General features: G+C 64.7%; 23 protein-coding genes. 17 read left to right on the top strand and 6 right to left on the bottom strand.

Going from position 1 to position 23,918, the window contains the following annotated elements; genetic code table 11:
- Position 1 precedes the first annotated feature (1 nt).
- The gene (locus tag AC2FNA_RS08805) at positions 2 to 433 is read left to right on the top strand and encodes a DUF1489 family protein (RefSeq protein WP_496825720.1); all 432 of its coding nucleotides are present in this window, start codon (positions 2 to 4) and stop codon (positions 431 to 433) included.
- Positions 434 to 436: 3 nt separating this feature from the next.
- Here the strand turns inward: AC2FNA_RS08805 and AC2FNA_RS08800 are convergent, their stop codons facing one another.
- The gene (locus AC2FNA_RS08800) at positions 437 to 1,309 is read right to left on the bottom strand and encodes a LysR family transcriptional regulator (protein ID WP_496825718.1); all 873 of its coding nucleotides are present in this window, start codon (positions 1,307 to 1,309) and stop codon (positions 437 to 439) included.
- A gap of 102 nt (positions 1,310 to 1,411) precedes the next feature.
- On the opposite strand from AC2FNA_RS08800, the gene AC2FNA_RS08795 reads away from it, so the two are divergent.
- From AC2FNA_RS08795 to AC2FNA_RS08770, 6 genes are all read left to right on the top strand, one after another.
- Positions 1,412 to 2,863: an aldehyde dehydrogenase family protein gene (locus AC2FNA_RS08795; RefSeq protein WP_496825716.1), complete on the top strand. Its 1,452-nt coding sequence runs from the start codon at positions 1,412 to 1,414 to the stop codon at positions 2,861 to 2,863.
- Positions 2,860 to 3,840 carry a membrane dipeptidase gene (locus AC2FNA_RS08790; protein ID WP_496825714.1) on the top strand — a complete coding sequence of 327 codons (981 nt, stop codon included), beginning with the start codon at positions 2,860 to 2,862 and terminating at the stop codon, positions 3,838 to 3,840. The genes AC2FNA_RS08795 and AC2FNA_RS08790 overlap by 4 nt, the downstream gene beginning before the upstream one ends.
- 5 nt (positions 3,841 to 3,845) lie before the next feature.
- On the top strand, positions 3,846 to 5,534 hold the full coding sequence (locus AC2FNA_RS08785; protein WP_496825712.1) for a hypothetical protein: 1,689 nt from the start codon (positions 3,846 to 3,848) through the stop codon (positions 5,532 to 5,534).
- Complete coding sequence (locus tag AC2FNA_RS08780) at positions 5,531 to 6,163, top strand: DUF3726 domain-containing protein (protein WP_496825710.1); 633 nt, start codon at positions 5,531 to 5,533, stop codon at positions 6,161 to 6,163. Before AC2FNA_RS08785 ends, AC2FNA_RS08780 begins: the two co-directional genes overlap by 4 nt.
- A 12-nt stretch (positions 6,164 to 6,175) precedes the next feature.
- On the top strand, positions 6,176 to 7,189 hold the full coding sequence (locus AC2FNA_RS08775; protein WP_496825708.1) for an Ldh family oxidoreductase: 1,014 nt from the start codon (positions 6,176 to 6,178) through the stop codon (positions 7,187 to 7,189).
- Between the two features lie 107 nt (positions 7,190 to 7,296).
- Positions 7,297 to 9,132: a BCCT family transporter gene (locus AC2FNA_RS08770; RefSeq protein ID WP_496825706.1), complete on the top strand. Its 1,836-nt coding sequence runs from the start codon at positions 7,297 to 7,299 to the stop codon at positions 9,130 to 9,132.
- 87 nt (positions 9,133 to 9,219) lie between these two features.
- Here AC2FNA_RS08770 and pdxR read toward each other — a convergent pair whose 3' ends face one another.
- Positions 9,220 to 10,623: a MocR-like pyridoxine biosynthesis transcription factor PdxR gene (gene pdxR, locus AC2FNA_RS08765; RefSeq protein WP_496825704.1), complete on the bottom strand. Its 1,404-nt coding sequence runs from the start codon at positions 10,621 to 10,623 to the stop codon at positions 9,220 to 9,222.
- Between the two features lie 88 nt (positions 10,624 to 10,711).
- Here pdxR and AC2FNA_RS08760 point away from each other — a divergent pair, with 88 nt between their 5' ends.
- Entirely contained in the window at positions 10,712 to 11,419 is a 708-nt protein-coding gene (locus AC2FNA_RS08760; protein ID WP_496825702.1) for a GNAT family N-acetyltransferase, read from the top strand.
- Here AC2FNA_RS08760 and AC2FNA_RS08755 read toward each other — a convergent pair.
- Positions 11,416 to 13,449 carry a molybdopterin-dependent oxidoreductase gene (locus AC2FNA_RS08755; protein WP_496825700.1) on the bottom strand — a complete coding sequence of 678 codons (2,034 nt, stop codon included), beginning with the start codon at positions 13,447 to 13,449 and terminating at the stop codon, positions 11,416 to 11,418. The genes AC2FNA_RS08760 and AC2FNA_RS08755 overlap by 4 nt on opposite strands.
- A gap of 237 nt (positions 13,450 to 13,686) precedes the next feature.
- Here AC2FNA_RS08755 and AC2FNA_RS08750 point away from each other — a divergent pair, with 237 nt between their 5' ends.
- The 3 genes from AC2FNA_RS08750 to rpiB all read left to right on the top strand — a co-directional run bounded on the left by AC2FNA_RS08750 (position 13,687) and on the right by rpiB (position 16,151).
- Entirely contained in the window at positions 13,687 to 14,751 is a 1,065-nt protein-coding gene (locus AC2FNA_RS08750) for a Hint domain-containing protein (protein ID WP_496825698.1), read from the top strand.
- A 202-nt stretch (positions 14,752 to 14,953) separates the two neighbouring features.
- Positions 14,954 to 15,574 (top strand): 30S ribosomal protein S4, encoded by a 621-nt coding sequence (gene rpsD / locus AC2FNA_RS08745; protein ID WP_496825696.1) that lies wholly within the window; start codon positions 14,954 to 14,956, stop codon positions 15,572 to 15,574.
- A 127-nt stretch (positions 15,575 to 15,701) separates the two neighbouring features.
- Positions 15,702 to 16,151, top strand: a complete 450-nt coding sequence (gene rpiB, locus AC2FNA_RS08740; RefSeq protein ID WP_496825694.1) for a ribose 5-phosphate isomerase B — start codon at positions 15,702 to 15,704, stop codon at positions 16,149 to 16,151.
- Here rpiB and AC2FNA_RS08735 read toward each other — a convergent pair.
- A complete protein-coding gene (locus AC2FNA_RS08735; protein WP_234139818.1) occupies positions 16,148 to 16,606 on the bottom strand; it encodes an Lrp/AsnC family transcriptional regulator in 459 nt (152 codons plus the stop codon). The two genes, rpiB and AC2FNA_RS08735, sit on opposite strands and share 4 nt — an antisense overlap.
- Positions 16,607 to 16,711: 105 nt before the next feature.
- Between AC2FNA_RS08735 and AC2FNA_RS08730 the strand changes: the two genes are divergently transcribed.
- The 4 genes from AC2FNA_RS08730 to AC2FNA_RS08715 all read left to right on the top strand — a co-directional run bounded on the left by AC2FNA_RS08730 (position 16,712) and on the right by AC2FNA_RS08715 (position 21,056).
- Positions 16,712 to 18,127 carry an aminotransferase class V-fold PLP-dependent enzyme gene (locus AC2FNA_RS08730; protein ID WP_496825692.1) on the top strand — a complete coding sequence of 472 codons (1,416 nt, stop codon included), beginning with the start codon at positions 16,712 to 16,714 and terminating at the stop codon, positions 18,125 to 18,127.
- Positions 18,128 to 18,193: 66 nt separating this feature from the next.
- On the top strand, positions 18,194 to 19,279 hold the full coding sequence (gene hisC / locus AC2FNA_RS08725) for a histidinol-phosphate transaminase (protein WP_496825690.1): 1,086 nt from the start codon (positions 18,194 to 18,196) through the stop codon (positions 19,277 to 19,279).
- Entirely contained in the window at positions 19,276 to 20,199 is a 924-nt protein-coding gene (locus AC2FNA_RS08720; protein WP_496825688.1) for a prephenate/arogenate dehydrogenase family protein, read from the top strand. The genes hisC and AC2FNA_RS08720 overlap by 4 nt, the downstream gene beginning before the upstream one ends.
- Positions 20,196 to 21,056 carry an extensin-like domain-containing protein gene (locus AC2FNA_RS08715; RefSeq protein WP_496825686.1) on the top strand — a complete coding sequence of 287 codons (861 nt, stop codon included), beginning with the start codon at positions 20,196 to 20,198 and terminating at the stop codon, positions 21,054 to 21,056. The genes AC2FNA_RS08720 and AC2FNA_RS08715 overlap by 4 nt, the downstream gene beginning before the upstream one ends.
- Before the next feature lie 12 nt (positions 21,057 to 21,068).
- On the opposite strand, the gene AC2FNA_RS08710 is transcribed toward AC2FNA_RS08715, so the two are convergent.
- Both AC2FNA_RS08710 and AC2FNA_RS08705 read right to left on the bottom strand, forming a co-directional pair.
- Positions 21,069 to 22,070: a DUF2125 domain-containing protein gene (locus AC2FNA_RS08710; RefSeq protein WP_496825684.1), complete on the bottom strand. Its 1,002-nt coding sequence runs from the start codon at positions 22,068 to 22,070 to the stop codon at positions 21,069 to 21,071.
- Positions 22,071 to 22,104: 34 nt separating this feature from the next.
- Positions 22,105 to 22,242, bottom strand: coding sequence for a hypothetical protein (locus AC2FNA_RS08705; protein ID WP_496825999.1), 138 nt, complete (start codon positions 22,240 to 22,242; stop codon positions 22,105 to 22,107).
- Between AC2FNA_RS08705 and AC2FNA_RS08700 the strand changes: the two genes are divergently transcribed.
- Both AC2FNA_RS08700 and AC2FNA_RS08695 read left to right on the top strand, forming a co-directional pair.
- On the top strand, positions 22,190 to 22,666 hold the full coding sequence (locus tag AC2FNA_RS08700; RefSeq protein ID WP_496825988.1) for a gamma-glutamylcyclotransferase: 477 nt from the start codon (positions 22,190 to 22,192) through the stop codon (positions 22,664 to 22,666). The two genes, AC2FNA_RS08705 and AC2FNA_RS08700, sit on opposite strands and share 53 nt — an antisense overlap.
- A 70-nt stretch (positions 22,667 to 22,736) precedes the next feature.
- A complete protein-coding gene (locus tag AC2FNA_RS08695) occupies positions 22,737 to 23,918 on the top strand; it encodes a biopolymer transporter ExbB (RefSeq protein ID WP_496825682.1) in 1,182 nt (393 codons plus the stop codon).

Raw genomic sequence — 23,918 nt, 5'->3', positions numbered from 1 at the left:
TGTGGATAACTACGTCAATCTGATCAAGCTCAGCGTCGGTACGGAAAGCGTCGACAACCTGGCCGAATGGCAGGCGACGCGCCGGGCGCAGACGCCGGACGGGTTGCCGCGCCATGTCACCCGCATGTGGCCCAAGCGCGAGGGCGAGATCCTGGGCGGCGGCTCGATCTATTGGGTGATCAAGGGGTTGATCCAGTGCCGTCAGCGGGTGCTGCGAATGGACGAGGTCACCGGACAGGACGGTACCCGGCATTGCGCGCTGGTGCTCGACCCCGAACTGCACCGCACTCACAGCACCCAGAAACGCCCGTTTCAGGGCTGGCGCTATCTGAACCCCGCCGACACGCCGCCCGATCTGCCCAAGGGGCGCGCGCAGGACGATGCGTTGCCAGAGGATCTGAACCGGGCCTTGGCCGAGATCGGGGTTATCTGAACCTCAGCCGGTCCAGGGGCTGTGACGCAGGATGTCGGCGAATTCCGCGACCAGCTGCGGGAACTGGGCCCGGGTGTGGATCAAGAGCGACACGCTGCGCTGTTCCTCCAGTCCGGCGATGGGGCGGAAAGTCAGCTCTGTTGGCTGTACCTGTGCCACCGAGCGCGGCAGGATCGTCACCCATTTGCCCGTCCGCACCATCGCCAGCAGCGAATGGGTGTTGTGCACGGTGATCCGGGCGCGGGGCAGGGCGGCGCGTATCTCGGGCGCCTCGATCAGCCCGCACAGGCTGTTGCGGATGAAGCCCGAGGCAAAGACCGCGTCGATATCGGGTGCCTGTGGTTGCTGTGCGAGCGGATGACCGGTGGCGCAAAGCAGGCCGTATGCGTCCTCGAACAGGGTTTCGCTTTCGACCCCGTTCAGCACCGGCTGGCCCGAGACAATGCCCAGATCGGCCTGCCCTTGCAGGATCGCATCCACCACCCTGCCGCTATCCATGTCACGCAGTTCCAGATCCAGTGAAGGGTGGCGGTGCATCATCGTCTCGATCGCGCCAGGCAGCGCCAGCCCCGAGGCCGAAGGGATCGACGCCACCCGCAAGATCCCTTGCGGCGCCCGCGCGGCCGCTTCGATCGCCTGTATGGTATCGTCGAACTGGCGCAGCTGCTGCTGGGCAAAGCGGAACACCTCTTGCCCCAGCGGGGTCAGGCGGTTCTTGCGCTCGTTCTCGAACAGGCGCTGGCCCAGATGTTCCTCAAGCTGTTTCAGGGTCATCGACAGCGCGGACTGGGTCCGCCCCATCCGCATCGCCGCATCGGCCAGGTTTCCGGTTTGCGCCACGGTGCTGAAACAGCGCAGCATCTCGATCTTGATCATGGGTTCAGGTTTTCTGAAATTTCCTTAAGAAGTTTAAGTTTGACCGATGTGGCGGGCAGAGTCCACCATGACCCAATTCATTCGAGGAACTGGGCCAGAAGCATGTCGGACACAAAACTCAATCTCATCGCGGGCGAATGGCTGGCGGGCGAAGCTGAAATCGAAAACCGCAACCCTTCGGACCTGAGCGATCTGGTTGGCATGTTCGCCCAGGCTAGCGCCGATCAGCTTGACGCCACGCTGCTTCAGGCCCGGCGCGCACAGGCGGAATGGGCCGCCTACGGGATGGAGCGCAAGCAGGCGGTGCTGATGGCAATCGGCACCGAACTGATGGCCCGGGCCGAGGAACTGGGCACGCTGCTCAGCCGCGAAGAGGGCAAACCGCTGGCCGAGGGCAAGGGCGAGGTCTATCGCGCCGGTCAGTTCTTTACCTATTACGCCGCCGAATGCCTGCGCCAGCTGGGCGAGAATGCAGATAGCGTGCGCCCGGGCGTCGAGATCGACGTGCGCCGCGAGGCGGTGGGCGTCGTTGCTGTGATCAGCCCGTGGAACTTTCCCACCGCCACCGCCTCGTGGAAAATCGCGCCGGCGCTCTGCTATGGCAATGCGGTGGTGTGGAAACCGGCCAATATCACCCCCGCCAGCGCCGTGGCGCTGACCGAGATCATTGCCCGCCAGGACATCCCCAAGGGCCTGTTCAGTCTGGTCATGGGCTCGGGTCGCAGCATTGGTCAGCGGCTGGTGGAAAGCCCGTTGGTCAATGCGATTTCCTTCACCGGCTCGGTACCGGTGGGCAAGGGCATCGCATCAGCCGCGATCCAGAACCTGACCAAGGTGCAGATGGAAATGGGGTCCAAGAACGCGCTTGCGGTGATGGACGATGCCGATCTGGATCTGGCGGTGACGCTGGCGCTGGGCGGCGCCTTTGGCGGCACCGGGCAGAAATGTACCGCAAGCTCGCGGCTGGTGGTGCATGCGGCCATCCACGACGCCTTTGTCGAGAAACTTGTTGTGGGCACACAGGCGATGAAGGTGGGCCATGCGCTGGCCGAGGGCACCCAGATGGGGCCGGTGGTGAGCCAGCAGCAACTGTCCGAGAACCTCGCCTATGTCGATCTGGGCAAGTCCGAGGGCGCCGAACTTGCCTGCGGCGGCCAGCGGCTCGAGATGCCACAGGACGGCTATTACATGTCGCCCGGCGTGTTCCTGAACACCACCAACGATATGCGCATCAACCGCGAAGAGATGTTCGCGCCGCTGACCAGCGTGATCAAGGTGGACAGCTATGACGAGGCGCTGAGCGTGGTGAACGATACCAATTTCGGCCTGACCTCGGGTATCGTGACCAAGTCGCTGGCGCGCGCCACCCATTTCCGCCGCAACGCGCGCACCGGGGTGGTGACGGTGAACCTGCCGACCGCGGGCACCGATTACCATGTGCCGTTTGGGGGCCGGGGCGACAGCTCTTACGGGCCGCGCGAACAGGGCCGGGCGGCGGCCGAGTTCTATACCACGGTCAAGACCGCATACATCAGCGCGGGGGCACCACAATGAGCTATCGGATCGACGGCCTGCAATATGCCAACTGGTCGGAAAAGATCTTTCGCGAGCTGCGTGCGGGTAATGTCGATGCGGTGCATGTCACCATCGCCTATCACGAAAGCTTTCGTGAGACGGTCCTGAATTTCGAGAAGTGGAACCGCTGGTTCGAACAATACCCCGACCTGATCATGAAGGGGCAATGGGCCAGCGATATCGACACCGCGCGCGAGACCGGGCGCACCGCGATCTTCTTTGGGTTCCAGAACCCCAGCCCGATCGAGGACGATATCGGCCTGGTCGAGATCCTGCACACGCTGGGCGCGCGTTTCATGCAGCTGACCTATAACAACCAGTCGCTGCTGGCGACCGGCTGTTACGAGGCCGAGGATGCGGGCATCACCCGCATGGGCCGCCAAGTCATCAAGGAGATGAACCGGGTGGGGCTGGTGGTGGACATGAGCCACTCTGCCGACCGCTCGACCATCGAGGCCGCCGAGATCTCTGAACGCCCGATCGCCATCACCCATGCCAACCCGCATGACTGGGCCCCGGCCCTGCGCAACAAGCGTGACGACGTGATCCGGGCGGTCACCGAAAATGGCGGCATGCTGGGCTTTTCGGTCTATCCCCATCACCTGAAGGACAAGTCCGACTGCACGCTGGACAGCTTCTGCGAGATGATCGCCCGCACCGCCGAACGCTATGGCGTCGAACATCTGGGGATCGGCACCGACCTGTGTCAGGACCAGCCCGACAGCGTGGTGGAATGGATGCGGACCGGGCGCTGGTCCAAGGAGATCGACTTTGGCGAGGGTTCCGCCAGCGCGCCGGGCTTCCCCCCGATGCCGCACTGGTTCGAGGACAATCGCGACTTTGGGAATATCGAGAACGGGTTACGCGCGACCGGCCTGAGCAAGGACGAAGTGGCCGGGATCATGGGCGGGAACTGGTACAGGTTCTTTGCCCAGAACTTCGTCCCGCAAGGATAAGAGAGATGGACACCGCCCCGAACAGGCAAATCCAGCGCAGGGATCCGGCGACAGTCATGCGGCTGTCGCGTCTGGGGTCGCTGCATCAATGCCGCCTCAGCTTCATGCGCATCCTGACCCGGCGCATGGCGCGCGAGAACTGGAGTTTTTCGCGTCCGGTGTTCCGCATCGACGCAGCGGGCGTGGGCCAAGCGGTCTATACCGCCCAAGGCCCCGACCGCGCCTATTCGCTGGTGGCCTTTGCCCATGACCTGCCGCCCGAGATGCGCTCGGACCGGGTGATCGCCACCGCCTGGGATGCCACATTCACGCTGTTCGACGGCATCCCGACCGAGGATGATATCGCACGGCTGTCGCAGAACGTGCCGCTGCAAGAGGCGGGCCGGGTCAGCGAGTGCGAAATCTCGGTCAGCCGGGCCAACCGGTCGGTGCGGCTCTGGGCGCATGTGGTCGACGCGCTGGCCAGCGGGCAACAGCCCGACCGCGCCGAGATTGACAAGGTGGGCTATCTGATGCGCACCACCGCCGTCTATGGCTCGGGCAAGCTGGGCGCGGCGGATCGCGAGCAGATCGCCGACCGCCCCGAGATGCAGGTGCCGTTTCAGGCCGAGATGCTGTCGGTCTATCTGACCCGTGTTTTCGTGCGCGATCTTGTGCAGCACATGGCGCGGGCCAAGGGCGGCGAAGGCGCGGTCGATCTGGACCCGGCGCTGGCCCGGCGGATGGGCATCGGCAATTCCACCGGCCTGGGCATGGCGCCTTATATCGTCAACCACCCGATCCTGTTCAACAATTGGGTCATGGCCCGCGAAGAGGCGATTGCCCGCGTGCGTGGTGTTGCCACCGCCGACCCCGACGCGGCCGCGCAGTTTCGCCGGATGCTGAGGCGCAGCGAGGTGTCGCTGGGCCAGTGGCGTTCCGAACACCCGATCCAACTGGCCAAGCTGGCCGATCTGCGCCGCGACATGGAAGCGCTCTCGCGCCATGTGGCAGGGGACGACCTGTTGAACGATCATCCCTGGGACCGGCTGATGCACTGGGCTGAGGGCGCACTCAGTGAGGAGGGGCAGGAATTGGTCGCCTCGCTGATCCTGGAACCCTATCCCGATCTGGTCGACGGTCTGGCCAGTTGCATGGCCGATGGCAATCCGGGTGCATTTCGCATCGACGGCGCCATGCCGATCTCGGAACTGCGCGACCTGATCGCGGCCAGCTACGCCTGGGCCTTTCACCTGGACTGGTCGGCGCCCGAAAACTGCGCCCGCGCCTGGTATGTGTCCGAGGAGAAGCTGGAACCGCGTCTGGGCGAGCGCTTTGACGAGCCGATTGCCGACTATGAACAGCCACTGGCCCCGGCCCGCGATGCGGCGGTGGCCCATGCCGCGCTCGCCGATTGGGACGGTGCCCGTCCGGTGGCGGAATTCCTGCTGGCCCATCCCGAGCACCGCCACACCGTGCGCCGTGCCCAGATGAGCCGTTTGGCCCCTTACGGCGAAATCCATGACAACACGATCAGCGCCTCGGTGCTGCCCATCGACATGCTGCGGGCGAAACTTGCCTTCTTTGGTGCCATCCATTTCGACCCCCGTTCGGATCGCTGGGTGCGGATTTGCATGTATTCCGGCGCCCCTTATCCCGAGGAGCTTTCGCCCGAGACGGCGGATGACTGGGTCTATCCCGAGGTGCCGGCATGAGTTTTTCCCTCAACGAGATCGAGGCCACCGCCAAGCGCGCCGCGCGCGGCGCGGGCTATCCCTGGGGCCTCGCCGAAGAAGCGGCCAAGGCCACGCGCTGGCTGGCCGCCCATGACATTGACGCCTGCGCCGAACTGGCCGGGCTGCTGACCCGGGTCGACGGGGTGCCACTTGCGGATCTTTCTCCTGACCCAAATGGCACGACCTGGGTCGCGTCGGGCGGAACGATGTGCCCGCTGGCGGCAGGGGCCGCGCTGTCGGATCGCGCGGCACAGCTGGGTGATGCCGGGATCCGGCTGGAACAGGTAGCCCGGCCCGCTCTGCTCGTGCCCTTTGCCGCGCTGATGGCGCAGCAAATCGGCCGCCCGGTCATCCTGCGTTGGGAGGGCGGCGGTGCCGTCACCGATGGTGCGGCGCTCGATCTTTCCGGAACGGCGCCGGACCAAGCGCCTCTGGTCGAGGTGACCTCGGGCGCCCAGATCGACGCCGTGACGCCTATCCGCAGCCGCGCCCAGCCCGCGCCCGAGGCCTGGGCCACCCTGAACCGCCTTGCCCATCGCACCTATGCCCCGGCAACCGAGGAATCCCGGTTGAAGGGCGCAGGTGCCGGGCTTTCCGACAATGACTGAATCGAGGACCCCATGACCGAAACCCGCACCCTGAGCCTGGACGAGATCGAAGATCTGAGCTTTCGCGCATTGGTGGCTGCAGGTACGTCCGAGGCCAATGCACGGCCATTGGCCGTGGCCACCTCCGCGACCGAGGCCGACGGCATCGCCAGCCACGGCCTGCTGTATATCCCGATCTATTGCGAGCATGTGCAATGCGGCAAGGTCGACGGGCGGGCCGAACCCCGGCTTGACCGTCCCGCGCCCTCGGTACTGACTGCGGATGCAGCGACCGGCTTTGCCCACGCGGCTATCGACCTAGGCTTTGACCAGCTGATGCCGCTGGCGCGCAGCCAGGGCGTGGCCGTTCTGACCGTGCGCAACAGCTATAACTGCGGGGTGCTCGGCTATCACACTGCCCGTCTGGCGCGCGCCGGGCTGGTGGGGCTGGGCTTTACCAATGCCCCCGCTTCGATCGCGCCCTCGGGTGGCTCGAAACCGGTGGTCGGCACCAACCCGTTCTCGCTTGCCGTGCCGGGCGAGGATGGTGAACCGGCGATCCTGATCGACCAGAGCGCCAGCACCATCGCCAAGAGCGAGGTGATGAAACATGCCCGCGAGGGCAAGCCGATCCCGGTTGGCTGGGCGCTGGATGCCGACGGCAACCCCACCACCGACCCCGAGGTCGGGCTGAAGGGCTCGATGGCACCGTCCGGCGGCTACAAGGGAGTAGGGGTTGCCCTGCTGGTCGAGACCATGGCCGCGGCGCTCACCGGCGCTACTCTGGGCATCGACGCTTCGCCCTTTTCCGGTACGGCGGGCGGGCCGCCGCGCACCGGACAGTTCTTTATCGCGATCGACCCCGGCGCGACTTCGGGTGACCGGTTTGCCCCATTGGTTGCGCGTCTGGCGGGGGCGGTTCATGATCAGGACAACGCCCATTTGCCCGGCGACGGGCGTCGCGCCCGCCGACTCCGCTCGCGCGAAGAGGGGGTCGCGGTCAACGTCGCGACCCTCGAACGGATCGAAAAGATCATCGCGGCATAAGCGACATTTCAAACGTCGTTTCCGCGACAAAAACCATCGGTCCTGCGTCACTCTGACCGGCGTGGGATCGCTAGAGTAAGCAAATTGTTGCGTCAGGGAGGGATCGCATGTCAATAAAACCACCGTTCACCGAGATCGAGGTCAAAAGGGCCGCGTCCGGTTTCTATCAGGGGCATAGCGTCGAAATCGCTCTGTTCTCCAAAGCGATCATGGTCGGCCTGGTTCTTTGGGCCCTGGTCTGGCCCGCGAATGCCAATGGCGTTCTGGGCAGCCTGAACTGGCGTCTGCTGGAGGACTTCAACGTCTTCTATATCGTCATCGTCGGCTTCTTTGCCGTGTTCCTGTTCGTGCTGGCGGCCCTGCCGCAGACCGGCAAGCGGATCATGGGCCGGCCCGGCGAGGGCACCGAGTTCTCCAACTTCTCCTGGTTCTCGATGATGTTCGGAGCCGGTCTGGGCGTCGGCCTGATGGTGTTCGCCACCGCCGAACCGCTGGGCCTTTGGGGCTCGAACCCTGTCGTGGTTTCGGGCGCTGTTGCCGGCAACTCGGAGGAGGCGCTGCAATCGGCCTATCGCTATACCTTTGCCCATTACGGCTTTCACGCTTGGGCGATCTATGTGGTGACCGGCCTGGCGCTGGCCTATTACGCCTATACCCGTGACATGCCGCTGACCATCCGTTCGGCGCTGACGCCGCTGTTCGGCCCGCTGATGAACGGGTTTCTGGGCCATGTGGTCGACATTCTGGGCGTGGTTGCAACCATCCTGGGTGTGTCGGTGACCATCGGCTTTGGCGTGTCGCAGTTCATCGATGGCATGTATGCCATCACCGGCATGGAATGGATGATGGACATGACCGGCGAGGCGCCTGCACCGGGCACCGTCGGCCTGATCTCGGGTCTCTTCGTGATCATGGGGCTGTCGGTCATTTCGGCGGTGTCGGGCGTGGGCCGCGGCGTGAAGTACCTTTCGAACCTGAACCTGGTGATGTCTCTGATCCTGCTGTTCACTTTTGTGGTGTTCGGTTCGTTCCTGTTCGCCATGACGACCTATGCCACGGCGCTGGTGGACTATATCCTCAACTTCCTGTCGATCAGCTTTGGCGCCTATGGCCCGCAGGATCCGGCCGCTTTTGCCGCTGCTCTGCCGACTGAGGCCGCCCCCTATGCCGACGCGCTGCGCGGTGGGGCGACCAATGCCTGGGGCTCGTTTGACGGGTTCAAATCCGGCCTTGAAGGCGAAGCCGCCGCCCTGTCCGACGAGGTTCTGGCCGCAGCCTATGCCGCGGGTGAGCCGGGCCGTCAATTCGGTTGGCAGGCTGGCTGGACCACCTTCTACTGGGCCTGGTGGATCGCGTTCTCGCCCTTTGTTGGCCTGTTCCTGGCGCGCATCTCGCGCGGTCGCACGGTGCGTGAGTTCATCATCGGCTGCCTGTTCGCCCCGGCGCTGGTCTGCTTTGCTTGGATGACCATCCTGGGCGGCACCGCCATCGACCTGGAACTGACCGGCAATGCCAATGGCGCCATCATCGGCGCGTCGAATACCGCCAAGCTGTTTGTGACCCTGGGTCAGATGCTCTCGGGTGGGTTCCTGTCGGCAATCACCGTCATGTGCGTGGTGCTGATCATGACCTTCCTCGTCACTTCGGCGGACTCGGGCATCCTGGTGATGAACACCATCATGTCGGGCGGCGATCAGGAAGTCGGCAACAAGCACAAGATCGTCTGGGGCGTGATCCTGACCGCGGTGATCGGTACGCTGCTGATCGCGGGCAAGACCAATGGCGGCGCAGACCCGATGGAGGCGCTGAAGAGCGCGATGATCATCGGTGCTCTGCCCTTCACTGTGGTGATGGGGCTGATGTGCGTGTCGCTGGTCAAGGCGCTCTATCGCGATGGTAAGCGCGAAAAGCTTGGTCTGACCGTCGGCAAACCGGCCGAATAAGCCAATGTTCCGGGCGGTTTGCCGCCCGGCCCCAACTCTTGCAGACGGACCCGTGCCGCAACGGCGCGGGTCCGTTTCGCTTTCGGGTTACGCCGTCGCCAACAGGGCGCGCAGCATGTCCAAAGCCGGGTCCATCTCTGCTTCTGAGAAGGCGCAGAACCCCAGGATCAGCCCGTTGCCGCGTCCCGGCACCGCGCAATAGCGCGAGAGGGCGGACACGGTCAGCCCCGCCGCAAGGGCGCGCTCGGCAAGTGCCGTGTCGTCAAGGCCGGGGTGCAGGTGCAGCACCGTCTGCATTCCGGCCTGATGGTCGGTGGCGGTTCCATATTCGGCAAACTCCCGTGCCAGCCGGTCCAGCAGATAGCGCCGTCGCTCGCCATAGACCCGGCGCACCCGGCGCAGATGCCGGTAGAACTCGCCGCTCGACATGAACTCGGCCAGCGCCTGTTGCGGCATCGAACTGGCCCGCACGCCAAAGCGGCGAACGGTCTGGCGGAACGGCTCCAGCAGTGGCTCTGGCGCGATCAGGTAACCCAGTCGAAGCGCATTCGAGAAGATCTTGGAAAACGAGCCCACATAGATGGTATGGCTTAGTGGATCAAAGCCCGCCATGGCGGGGATCGGACGTCCGGCATAGCGGAACTCGCTGTCGTAATCGTCCTCTATGATCCAGGCATCGCCGGACCGCGCCCATTGTGTCCAGGCACTGCGACGGCTGGGGGACATGGCACCGCCCAGCGGATAGTGATGCGAGGGGGTCAGCACCGCCAGTCGCGGCGCTGCGTCGGGTGGCGGTAGGGTCGCTCCTTGTTCATCAAGCGGCAGAAACACCGGCTGTAGCCCCTGTGCCGTGGCAAAGCTGCGCAGCGGTTCGTAGCCCGGATCCTCCAGTGCGATGGCGTCGCCAGGACGCGACAGGGTGCGCATGCACAGTTCCAGCGCATCGGTGGCCCCGGCAGTGATGATGATCTGTTCGGGCGCGGCCTCGACCCCGCGCCAGTCACGCAGATGCGCGGCAATGGCGCCGCGCAGCGCCGGATTGCCAAAGGTGTCGCCGGTCGTGAACATCGCTTGCGGGTTCGACCGGCAGAGCCGCGCCACGGTGCGCGCCCATTGCCGATAGGGAAACAGTCGCATGTCCGGCGTGCCCGCCAAGAAAGGACGCGCTTTGGCGGGGGCGGTTTCGACCTGCGTCGGTCGGGTACGTGCGGCCGGAGGGGCGGTCTCGACTTCCCCCATGGCACAGACGACATGGCCCGAGCCTTGGCGTGCGCGCAGATACCCTTCGGCCACCAGCTGCTCATAGGCGGTTACCACCGTCGAGCGGGACACGCCTAGCTCCACTGCCAGAACCCGGGTGGGCGGCACCGCTGTGCCCTCGGGCAGGGCGCCGGTACTGGCGCGGGCGCGGATGGCGGTACAGATCTGTTCAAAGACCGGCACCGGGCTGTTGCGCTCAATCGAGATGGCGGGCCAAGAGGTCTGGCTCATGAAATTGGTTTGCCTGTTTATTCTGATTTTGGAGGTTAACGGCTGTCCGCCTTGCGGGCAAACAGAGACTAGCTCAGGAGGGGCGGAGATGGCGGAACGCAGAAACGAACTGGGTCAGCCTATCGGGGTGGCGCTGCCGGGTTGGCGAGGTTGTCCCAGACCCGAGCGGCAGCAGATGGAGGGCAGCTTTGCCCGGCTGGAGCCGTTGCAGGCGGCCCGTCACGGCGCCGATCTCTGGCACGCTTTCGCCGCCGATATCGAGGGGCATGGATGGACCTATCTGCCCTTTGGCCCATTTGACGATCAGACCGATCTCGAGGCGTTTCTCGACACCATGAGCCGGGGGGAGGATCCGCTCTACTTTGCCATTTGCGACAAGGCCAGCGGGCAGGCGCAGGGCATTGCCAGCTATATGCGGATCCAGCCCGAGCATGGGGTGATCGAGGTCGGCGGCATCGCCTTTGCGCCGGTTCTGCAACGCAGCCGGGTGGCGACCGAGGCGATGTTCCTGATGATGGCGCATGCCTTCGATACGCTGGGCTATCGCTGCTACGAGTGGAAATGCGACGCGCTGAACGCGCCGTCGCGCCGGGCAGCGGAACGGTTGGGGTTTCGCTATGATGGTTTGTTCGAACAGGCCATCGTCTACAAAGGCCGTAATCGCGACACGGCCTGGTTTTCGATCCTGGATCGGGACTGGCCCAAGCTGCGGGAGCGCTTTGCCGACTGGCTGGCGCCCGAGAATTTCACCCCCGACGGCCAGCAACGCCGCAGTTTGGGCGACGACCGGGCCTAAGCCCGGTCCACATCCACAAAGGTTTCGTTATAGCACGCGCCCCGCTCGATATCGGTACGGATATCCGAGGGGATCAGCACATTCACCGTCTGCCCGGTGGAGGAGCTTTCGAGCCAAGTGCCCTTGGGGCTGTAGAGGACACCGGGCCGGGTGGCGTCGGTGATCTTCAGCCGCAACGCCACCGCGCCACGCCCATTGCGCAGAACCACGGGGTCGCCATCGCTGAGATCCAGCCGCGCGGCATCTTGCGGATGCATCTCGACCGTCTCGGGGTCAAGGCTGTCCGCGTGCCCGCCAAAGGTGGCATTTGTCCGTTTCGACGAACTGGGTGTGATCAGGGTGAAGGGCAGGTCGGGCGCAACCGGATCATGGCACGGCACGCCGCAGCCGAACCGATCCTCCAGATCCTGACTGTAAAGCTCGATCCGCCCCGAGGGCGTGGCGGGCAGCACGGTGTCGCACATCACCAGCGGCGCATCGGAAGGCCTTGCCATATCCAACGCGCGATCGGTCGGCATTTGACTGGGCGCATGGCCCCCCAAACGCGGATCGGTGCCGTCTATCGCCTGGTCCATCAGCGCTGCGTCACTGTCGCGGAACTCGGGCTCCTCATAGCCGAACCGGGCGGCCAGCCTGCGGAAAATCTCGGTATTCGGCAGGCTCTCGCCCACCGGCGCAATCACCGGTTCGGCCCGTTGCAGCCAGGTCTGCCCATAGGCGCCATAGATATCGTCGAACTCGAAATGACTGGCGGCGGGCAGGATCACGTCGCAATAGGCCATGCTGTCGGTCATGGTCACATCGGCGCCGACGATGAACAGATCCGGCCGGTTGAGCGCGCGGATCATATTGGACTGGTCCGGATGGGTGGCCACCGGGTTGTGATTGTAGATCATCAGCGCATGGATCGGCGGGTCCAGCTTGTCGTCCAGCAGATGCGCCGCCACATCGACGATATTGAACACCCGCGTTCCGGGCTGTTTCAGATGATCGCCCTGAAGTCGTGCCGTGGTGCGGGGAAAGGCAAGACCCGGTTTGGCGATCACGCCTGCGCCGGGGCGGCCATGCTGGCCGGTCAGCGCGTTCAGGGCCATTGCCGCGCGCAGGCCCGCCCCGCCCGAGCGGCCGCGCTCGATCCCGTTGCCCAGAGAGGTTGCCATTGTGCGTGCCCCCGCGATCCAGTCGGCCAGCATGTGGAACTCGACCGGGGTCAACCCGCAATGGCGCACCACCGCGTCCACATCATGGGCGCGCGCAGCCTCCAGATACCGGTCGGCGCCCAGCACCCATTTGTCGATGAAACCATGGTCCAGCGCGCCGCGTCGTTCCAGCTCCGCCGCCAGCGCCAGTGCCAGCACCACGTCCGAGCCGGGGCGGAGTTGCAAGTGCAGATCGCATTGTTGGGCCAGCTTGATCCGGCGCGGGTCGATCACCACAACCCGACCACCCGCCGCACGCACCCGTTTCAGAACCCGCATCAGATGCAGGTTCGAGACGGTGACATTGTTGCCCCAGACCAACACCAGATCTGCCTGTTCCGCCTGCTCCGGCGGCATGCCGGGGGCAGAACCATAAAGGCTGGTATAGGCAGTGCCGCGCACGCCGCCGCAAAGCGGTCCTCGATCCAGCATCGTCGCCCCCATCCGGTAAAAGAACCGCCGGTCCATCGACCCGCCTGCCAGCTCTCCATGCGGGCCGGCATAGTTCAGCGGCAGCACCGACTGCGGCCCATCTGTGGCGATAGCGCGAGAGAACCCCTTGTGGATCAGGTCGAGCGCAACCTCCCAGCTGATGGGCTCGTACGCTAGCGAACCGCGCGGCCCGGTGCGGCGCAGGGGGTGGGTCAGCCGACGGGGACCATGAACGAAATCAGGGTAATAGCGCGCGACCTTGTTGCAGATAACCGCGGCTGTAAACGGATTGGCCGCAGATCCACGTACCTGCGCAACCCGGCCGTCCTCGACAGTGACGCTCAAACTGCACGTATCAGGGCAATCCAGCGGGCAGACAGAGGGCAGGGTAAGGGTCATCTTGGTCTCCGATCAGAAGGTGAGAGGCCAAGATAGCCAAACAGGACTGGTCGAAAATGGCCAAAATAAGTCATAATAAGCAGACCAATCAACGGCGAGCATCCGCAACTCAGCCTTGGACCGCATCACTGCGGCCTTAAGAACACGTTTTAAGAGACTGGAAACAAAGTTCTTCCCCTATCAGCAATAATTTGCTACCGAAAAGCTAATAAAAAAACTGAGGCAGGCAGACGGTTAATGAAAACGGGCTTTCGTGGCACGTTCGTCATTTCCTGGTCGCAAACGGATTTGGATGGTCTTGAGGGGGCTCCCCTCGACGCGCTGACTGCGGGGGCGGTCTGGTCATGGCGTGGCGAGACCGTGCAGGTGGATGGACCCACGGGTGTATTGCGGCTGGACCGGGCGGACGGAGAAGAGGCGCTGCGCAAACGCGCGGCCCGCAAGGTGAGGCGTCTGGTGGGGGCTGCGGTACAGCATCGCACCGATGTCGAGGCGGTCGAGGTCGAGGACCCGCTTATGGATCAGGCCTTTGTGGTCACCAACGGGGCGCAGAGCTATACCATCACCCTTATCGAAACAGGCAATGGCACGCCGCCGCTGCTGATGTTCATCGACGAATTGCCACCGCGCGATACCGATCTGTGGGTGGTGCATCACAACCTGAACAGTGCCGATCCGCTGCCGGGCGCCCGCGAACGCGGCGGCGTGATCTGTTTCACCCCCGGAACCCGCATCGCCACGCCGACCGGCCCGCGCCTGATCGAGGAGCTGCGCGAAGGTGACAAGGTCCAGACCCGAGACAGCGGCCCGCAGGAAATCCAGTGGATCGGTCAACGCCGGATGACCGGCGCGCGGCTGTTCGTAATGCCGCATCTGCGCCCGATCCGCATGCGGGTGGGGGCGCTGGGCATCGACCGGCCCGATGCCGAGTTGCTGGTCTCGCCCGAACACCGGATGTTGTTGCGTGGCCCGACCGCGCAGGCGCTGTTCAACACCGACGAGGTGCTGGTGCCGGCGCGCGACCTGGTCAATGACAGTACGATCATGGTCGACCTGTCCCTGCGCGAGGTGACCTATGTCCACCTTATGCTGCCCAGCCACCAGATCCTCTGGGCCAACGGCATCGAAACCGAAAGCTTTCATCCCGCCCACGCGGCGCTTTCGGCGCTGGCCGAGACCGACCGGCGGCGGCTGTTGCAGCGCATGCCCGAGATCGAGGCCGACCCGTATCTCTATGGTGGCTTTGCCCGGCGCAGCCTGACCCCGACCGAGGCGGCGTTGATGTTGCACGAGGCCGCTTGAGGCCGATCCCGGATGCGCGGGCGGATCATTCCGCGCATCCCCTGCAAAACCCCTGTTGACTCCCCCTGCCGCGCGGCTATAAGCGCGGCTTCATTGGTGTTGGTGGCTCCCGCAAGGGATTGCCTGTCATGCCGCAAGGCAAGAGGACAACGCCCTTCATAGTGGCCTTTGCGGGCCTCGACCATATCGAAGGAGATCAGCCGTGACCAAACGCACGTCTGCCAAGTACAAAATCGACCGCCGGATGGGTGAAAACATCTGGGGCCGTCCGAAATCCCCGGTCAACCGCCGCGAATACGGCCCCGGCCAGCACGGCCAGCGCCGCAAGGGCAAGATGTCCGACTTCGGCCTCCAGCTGCGCGCCAAGCAGAAGCTGAAAGGCTACTATGGCGACCTGACCGAGAAGCAATTCCGCCGCATCTACGGCGAAGCCGAGCGTGTGAAGGGCGACACCGGTGAAAACCTGATCGGCCTGCTGGAACGCCGCCTGGACGCCGTCGTCTACCGCGCCAAGTTCGTGCCGACCGTCTTTGCCGCCCGTCAGTTCGTGAACCACGGTCACGTTCTGGTCAACGGCAAGCGCGTCAACATCCCGTCCTACCGCGTGAAAGAGGGTGACGTGATCGAGGTGCGTGACCGCTCCAAGCAGCTGGCCTCGGTTCTCGAAGCCGTGTCGCTGGCCGAGCGCGACGTTCCAGATTACCTGGAAGTCGACCACTCGAAGATGACCGCCACCTTCGTTCGTACCCCCCACCTGGGCGATGTGCCCTACGCGGTGGTGATGGAACCGAACCTGGTCGTCGAATACTACGCCAAGAACTGATCCGTTCAGCTCTTACGAATTCAGAAAGTCGCGCATATTCTGCGCGGCTTTCTTTTGTCCGGGTTGACCCTGTCGGTCCCTGTGGTATCGCGCGGCCAGTGCCCTTGAGCAACTGGAGCCTGCCGCCATGACCGCCAGCAAACGTATCGTCCTGTCCAGCGATCACGCCGCCATCGACCTGCGCCGCGCGGTTGCCGACCATATCTCGGCCCAGGGTTGGGAGGTGGTCGATATCGGCCCGCAAACACCCGAAAGCACCCATTACCCCAAACATGGCCGCGCGGCGGCAGAGCGGGTCGCCTCGGGCGATTGCAGCCTGGGCATCATTTTGTGTGGCACCGGTCAGGGCATCATGATGGCCGCCAACAAGGTTGCGGGCATCCGTTGCGGTGTCTGTTCCGACACGTTCTCGGCCCGGATGATCCGCATGCATAATGACGCCAACATGCTCTCGATCGGCGCGCGCGTGGTGGGCGAGGGGCTGGCGCTGGATATCGTCGATGCGTTTCTGTCTGCCGAATTCGAAGGCGGCCGCCATGCAACTCGCGTGGACATGATCGAAACGACCGAGGATTAAAGCGGCAGCGGCCGCCCCTCGGCAATCGCCTCCATCGCGAAATAGCTGGTGACGCTGTCCAGTTCGACCTTTTCAATGAGCCGCTGATAGACCTTGTCATAGCTGGCCATGTCGCGCGTCACCACCTTGAGTTGATAGTCGTAGTCGCCCCCGATGCGGTGGAAATCCACCACTTCGGGGATGGTCAGCACATGTGTGCGGAACTTCTGCAGCCACTCCGCCGAATGGTGGCGGGTGCGCAGCATGACAAAGACCACCAGATCCAATCCAAGCTTCTCGCGCGCGACGCGGGCGGTGGAGCCTTTGAGCACGCCCTCATCCGTCAGCGCCTTCAACCGCCGCCAGCAGGCATTCTGCGACAGCCCGACCCGGTCGGCCAGGTCCCGCTGGCTGAGCGAGGCATCACGTTGCAGCTCTTTCAGCAACCTCGTGTCAATGTGGTCTATTTTTTTCATATCTTCTATCAAATGACACGGAAATCTGGAAAATCAACTAAAGATAGGTGAGAAATTCTCTGTTTTGTTAGTTCAATCTGCCTCCATCAGCAGGAGGCCGCAGACATGACCCTTTCCCAGTTTCGCCAAGTGATCGAAGCCGATGCCCGCGCCGGACGCTTGGCCAACGGGCTGATCGGAGAAGGGGTGATGATCCCCGGCCTCAACGGGGACGTGCCGCTGGTCTATGCCGATTACGTCGCCTCGGGCCGGGCGCTGCGGCAGGTGGAGCAATACATTACCGAACATGTGCTGCCCTTCTATGCCAACAGCCATACCGAGGCGTCTTTTTGCGGATCGTATATGACTCGTCTGCGCAGGGAGGCGCGGGACGAGATCGGCCGGTGTGTCGGCGCCACGGAAGACGACGCGGTGATTTTTGCCGGGTCGGGCGCCACTGCCGGATTGAACCGGCTGGTCAGCCTGTTTGGGATTGGGGAGGCTGACCGGCCGGTTGTCTTTATCGGACCCTATGAACATCACTCCAATATCCTGCCCTGGCGCGAAAGCGGCGCCAAGGTGGTCGAGATCCCCGAGGCACCCGAGGGCGGGCCGGACCTGGTCGCGCTGCAAACGGCGCTGCGTGCACACGCGGGCAGCGACCTGATGATTGGTGCCTTTTCTGCGGCCTCGAACGTGACCGGCATCATCACCGACACGGTGCCGGTGACCCGCCTGCTCAAGGCGCATGGCGCCCTGTCGGTCTGGGATTATGCGGGTGGCGGGCCCTATCTGCCCATCGACATGGGTGAGGGCGGGTTGCGCAAGGATGCCATCGTGGTCTCGCCGCACAAGTTTCCCGGCGGCCCCGGCGCCTCGGGCGTTCTGGTGGTCAATCGCGGCGCGGTGCGGCGCGACGTGCCGACCTGGCCCGGTGGCGGCACGGTCAGCTTTGTCTCGCCCTGGGGGCATGACTACAGCCCCGACCTGGCCGCGCGCGAAGAGGCGGGCACCCCCAACGTGATCGGCGATATCCGCGCCGCGCTGGCCTTTGTCGTCAAGGATGCGGTGGGCGCGGACGAGATCGTCCGGCGCGAGGCGCTTTATAACGCCATGGCGCTGGAGGGATGGGCCGATAACCCGCATCTGATGCTGCTGGGCACCGACAAGGGTCACCGGCTGCCTTTCTTCTCGTTCCAGGTGCGCGACGACGCTGGCCGCCCGGTGCATCAGCAGCTGTTCACCCGGATGCTGAGCGATGTGCATGGCATCCAGGCGCGCGGCGGCTGTGCCTGTGCCGGTCCTTACGGCCACCGGCTGCTCGGGATCGACCGGGCCACCTCCGAGGCGCTGCATGCCGATCTGGCCGCCGGGCGCGAGATGCACAAGCCCGGCTGGGTGCGGCTCAACTTCTCGTATCTCATGAGTGAGGACACGGTGCGCTTCATCATCGACGCGGTGAACGACCTGTCACGCCGGACCGGAGACTATGTGCCGCTCTATCAGGGGGATCCGGCCACCGCGCGCTTCAAGGCCGCATGAGGGAATTGCGTCTTTTCTCAGACGGATGAGACCGGTATGAGGGGCTAATCTTCAGGAGCGCCCCGCATGAACCAGTTCACCCCGCAGCCCGGCATCATGGACATCGCCCTTTATCAAGGCGGCAAGGCCCATGTGGACGGCGTGGCCAATGTGATCAAGCTCAGCTCGAACGAGAACCCGCTGGGCCCCAGCCCGGCCGCGGTCGAAGCGATCCGCGCCACCGCGGCGCAGGCGCATCGCTATCCCAGCACCGATCATGCTGAACTGCGCGCCGCCATCGGCGCGGTGCATGGGCTGGACCCCGACCGGATCATTTGCGGTGTCGGCAGCGACGAGGTGCTGCAATTCGTGGCCCAGGCCTATACCGGTCCGGGGGACGAAGTGATCTATACCGAGCACGGGTTCTCGATGTACCCGATCCTGGCGCGGATGGCGGGGGCGACCCCGGTTCAGGTGCCTGAGCGTCAGCGCGTTGTCGATGTCGATGCGATCCTGGCCGCCGTCAACGACCGCACGCGGCTGGTGTTCCTGGCCAATCCGGCCAACCCCACCGGCACCATGATCTCCGAGGCTGAGGTGACCCGGCTGGCGGACGGTCTGCCAGGCCATGTGCTGCTGGTGCTCGACGGGGCCTATGCCGAATTTGTCGAGGGGTTCGATGGTGGCGCCGGGCTGGTTTCGGCCCGCGACAACGTCATCATGACCCGCACGTTTTCCAAGATTTACGGGCTGGGCGGGCTGCGCATCGGCTGGGGTTATGCGCCGCGCGCGATCATCGACGTGCTGAACCGCATCCGCCAGCCCTTCAACCTGTCGACCATGCAGCTGGCCGCGGCCGAGGCGGCGGTGCGCGATCAGGACTGGGTCGCCCGGTGCCGGGAGCAGAACACCATCTGGCGGGGCTGGCTGGCCGCTCGGCTGGCCGAGCTTGGCGTGCCTTCGGACGTGTCCTGCGCCAATTTCATCCTGGCCCGTTTCGCCGATCAGGATGAGGCCGAGGCCTGCGACCTGTTTCTGCAATCGCGCGGCCTGATCGTGCGCCGGGTGGCCGGGTATAACCTGCCTCAGGCGCTCAGGATCACGGTTGGGGACGAGGCCGGCTGCCGTGCCGTGGTCGATGCCGTGTGCGCCTTCAAGGAGGGTCGCGCATGAGCCCGGTCTATGACCGCGTCGCCCTGATCGGTCTGGGCCTCATCGCCTCGTCCATGTTCTGGGCGATCAAGCGCGCCGGACTGGCGGGCGAGGTGACCGGCTATGCGAGATCAGAGGCGACCCGCGACACCGCGCGCCGGATTGGCCTGTGCGATCGGGTTTGTGACAGTGCCGCCGAGGCGGCCGAGGGCGCCGATCTGGTGGTGCTCTGCGTTCCGGTGGGTGCGATGGGGCAGGTGGCGGCGGAAATCGGCCCGGTGCTGAAACCGGGTGCCACGGTGTCCGATGTCGGCTCGGTCAAACGCGCGGTGATCGACGCGGTGGGACCGCATATTCCCGAAGGCGTGCATTTTGTCCCCGCTCACCCGCTGGCCGGGACCGAGCATTCGGGGCCGCAATCGGGCTTTGCCGAGCTTTATGACAACCGCTGGTGCCTGCTGGTGCCGACTGAGGGTAGCGATCCGCAGGCTGTAACCCGGTTGCGCGCCCTTTGGGAGGGCATGGGCGCCAATGTCGAAGAGATGGAGGCCGATCATCACGATCTGGTGCTGGCGGTGACCAGCCATGTGCCCCATGCCATCGCCTATACGATGGTGGGAGTGGCCGACCATCTGCGGCGGGTGACCGAAAGCGAGGTCATCAAGTATTCGGCGGCGGGGTTCCGGGATTTCACCCGAATCGCGGCATCGGACCCGACCATGTGGCGCGACGTGTTCCTGAACAACCGCGAGGCGACATTGGATATCCTGGGCCGGTTTACCGAGGAGTTGTTCATGCTGCAACGCGCCATCCGGATGGGCGACGAGACCTATCTGTTCGACTATTTCACCCGCACCCGTGCGATCCGCCGGGGTATCATCGAGGCGGGGCAGGACACCGACGCCCCTGATTTCGGCCGGGTCAAGGGCAAGCCCACATGACCGGGCGCGGGCGTTTCCTGTCAGCGCTGGTGCTGGCGTTCTGGGCGTTACCGCTGGCGGCGAATGCACCGGCGCGGTCGCTGCGGCCCGAGGCCCGCGCGGCTGCCGCCGACCCCGTTATTCAGGCCGCCATCGCTGTGGCGACTGAGGAGGCTGCCGCCTCGGTGGCGGTTACCCGGATGCGCCCGAACCTGCGCCCGCCCTCGGAACAGGAGATTCTGGCCGCCGCCACGCCAACCCGCCCAGACGCGCCCGGCCTTGACCTGTCGCCGCGGCCCGAGCTGCGCCCGAAAGAGGTGGAGGAACGCGCGCTGTTCGGCCGCAAGAAGCGGATGAAGGGCGCGGTCTGCGGAAACCCGGATATTCAGGGCAGTGCGGCAGGCCGGGTTCCGGGCAAGATCAAGGGGTGCGGTATCAAGGACGCGGTGCGTGTCACCTCGGTTTCGGGTGTACGGCTCAGTACCCCTGCGGTGATGGAATGCGGTACGGCCGAGGCGCTGAATCACTGGGTTGCGCGCAGCGTCAAACCGACCTTTCGCCGTCGCGGTCCGGTGGTCGAGCTTCAGGTCGCGGCGCACTACGCCTGCCGCACCCGCAACAACCAGCGTGGTGCCAAGATCTCGGAGCATGGCAGAGGGCGCGCGATCGACATCTCGGCCTTTGTGATGAATGACGGCGAACGGATCACCGTTCTCGAAGGATGGAAGCGCGGCGCAACCCGCAAGATGTTGCGGCAGGTGTGGAAAGAGGCTTGCGGCCCGTTCGGCACCGTTCTGGGTCCCGAGGCGGACCGCTATCACAAGGACCATCTGCATCTGGACACCGCCCGCCACCGGGGCGGCCCTTATTGCCGCTGACGCTTTTGTGTCCTAGCGCAGTATGATGCGCGGCGCCGGTCCCAGCGGGATCGGCCCCAGCGTCACATAGCCACGGCGAAAGCCCAGTTCCACATCCAGCGCGTCCGGGTTGCCGCCCAGCCCCGCCAGCATGGTCAGCACCCGGCTCAGCGGCTCTGCGGCCTGCTGGGGCAGGGCGCCCGCCTGCTGTGCCATCGCCACCATCTCGCGCCAGTTCTCGGCCTTCAGCGCCACCGCTCCGCTGGGGATCCCGTATTCGTCGACGCTGACCTTTCCGGCGGCGAAGAGGCGCAATTCGCCCCAGGCGGCCTCGGCGAGCGAAAGGTCGATCTCGACCGGTTGCGGGCGGCGCTCCTCGAGCGCGGCGCGGTCCCAAGGGCGGTCGAATGTCACCGCCATCGAGATCTCGGCCCGTTCGAAACTGCGCGGCAGCCCCTCGGCCCCGCCCATGGCGTGGCGCAGGTCGCGACCCGGTGCCAGATCGCTGAGTTCGGCGTGCAGCACATAGGATTCGGGTTGATCCTGTTGCGTCATCGACAGGGTCAGCGCATCGGCGTCGGCCAGAACCTCGCCATCGCGGGTGACCGACCATTCGCCCGCGCTCAACCCCATCGTGCGCAGCTCCAGCACCACACCAGGCGCCAGATCCAGGTCGGCGCGCATAGCCTCGGCCTCGATCACCAGGGTCCGGTCGAAATAGGACAGCCGCTGAGGTGTGTCGGGAAACAACAGGCTTCGCCGTCCGGGCCAGATCGCCGGGCTTTGCAGCACCAGCCGGTCGGCCTGCCAGGCGGTGCCGGTGTCCGGATCGGCCAAAGCCGGAGCCTCGATTTCGATCCGGTGACGGAAGGGATAGCCCGACAGGCCGGTCTCGGCAAATTCGGCCTGCCAGCCGCGCGCGGCCTGCGTTTCGAACCAGGTCACGACCGAGCCGCGCAGGCCGAACCCAGCAACCGCCCAATAGCCCGACCAGACCACCGCCGCCAGCAGCGCCACCCGCACCAGGTTCAACATCGCCTGCCCCTTTTGTCTCTGCTCGATTTCCTGTTTATAGGCCGAAACGGGCAAGGACCAGCATGATGACGATGTGGGTATTCGGATACGGATCTTTGATGTGGAACCCGGGTTTTCCGGTGGCAAGGCGCGAGTTGGCGACGCTGAACGGCTGGTCGCGATCATTTTGCATGAGTTCGATCCACCATCGCGGCACCGAGGAAAAACCGGGACTGGTGCTGGCGCTTGACGCCGTGCACGACGCACAGTGCCGCGGCATCGCCTTCGCGGTCGAACCGGGGCACGAGGCACGCACTCTGGACGAGTTGCGCGAACGCGAGCTGATCTCCTCGGCCTATCTGGAGCGTGAGCTGGATGTGGCGTTGGATATCGGTGGTCTGGTGCGCGCGGTGACCTATGTCATCGATCCCCACCACGAGCAGTATTGCGGCGGCATGCCACTGGAACAGCAGGCGCAAATCATTGCCACCGCCATCGGTGGGCGCGGCCCCAATACCGAGTATCTCTACAACACCGCGGCCCATCTGGCGGAAATCGGTCTGGGCGATCCCGATCTCGACTGGCTTTCGGCCCGTGTACGCGAGATTACCGCATAAATCCTTGGCGTTGCGCCTCTCTTTTCGATAGGTTCGGGTCAGAGCAGTCAAGGGTTCAGGAACGCCACGTATGGCCCAGCCAGACCGAGAAGCGAGGCCACAATTCTCGCACCCGACCCGCCAGATCCTGATGATGCTGATCGTCATCGGCCTGTCGGGTTTTGGCGTCTTTGTCGCCATGCCGCGCGTCTTGCCGGTGTTTCAGGCCAACCCCTATCTGAACGGGTTCATCCTGCTGGTCTTCCTCATCGGCGTGCTGGCCTGTTTCTGGCAAGTGGTGCAACTGATCGGGTCGGTTCGCTGGATCGAGGAGTTCGCCGCCGGGCATGAGCGCGAGGATACCAGACCGCCCTCGATGCTGGCGCCGCTGGCTTCGCTGCTGCGCTCGCGCGCGGCTCGGATGCAGATCTCGTCCAGTTCCACCCGCTCGATCCTCGACTCGGTGGCTGAGCGGATCGAGGAAGAGCGCGAGATCACCCGATATATAACTAACGTACTTATTTATCTTGGACTTCTTGGCACGTTCTTTGGTCTTGCCACCACGATCCCGGCAGTGGTGGACACCATCCGCAGCCTTAATCCGCAGGAAGGCGAAGAGGGGCTTGCCGTTTTCAACCGGCTGATGACCGGGCTTGAGGCACAGTTGGGTGGCATGGGCACCGCCTTTGGTTCGTCGCTGTTGGGTCTGGCCGGGTCTCTGATCGTCGGACTGCTGGAGCTGTTCACCGGCCACGGACAGAACCGGTTTTACCGCGAACTTGAGGAATGGCTGTCGACGATCACCCGGGTCGGGTTTTCCTCGGGCGAGGAGGGACACTCCGAAAGTGGGGCCATTGCCGGGGTCCTCGACGCGATGGTCGAGCAGATGGATGCGCTGCACGCCATGTTCGCCACTTCCGAAGAGGGCCGGGCCGAGGTCAATGGCAAGCTGGGGGCGCTGGTCGATACCATTGCCGAGATGAACCAGCGCCAGGCCGAGACCGAGGATGTGACCGCCGCGCTTGACCGGGTGGCGGCGGGGCAGGAGGCGCTGATCGACTTCCTGCGCGAACAGGGCGCCCATGACGGGCTGGACGCTGAAAGCCGGATGCGCCTGCGCTCGATCGACGTGCAGATGCTGCGCATTCTCGAGGAGATTTCGGCCGGTCGGCAGGAAAGCATGGCCGAGCTGCGCAAGGATATCGAGCTATTGGCCAAGGCGCTGTCGGTTCCGCGTCGCCCGCTGCGCGGCGTCACCCGCGACGAGGGGTGA

The sequence above is a fragment of the Ruegeria sp. YKSD163 genome, from assembly GCF_059612905.1.
This window is presented reverse-complemented; position numbering and strand designations above follow the sequence as displayed.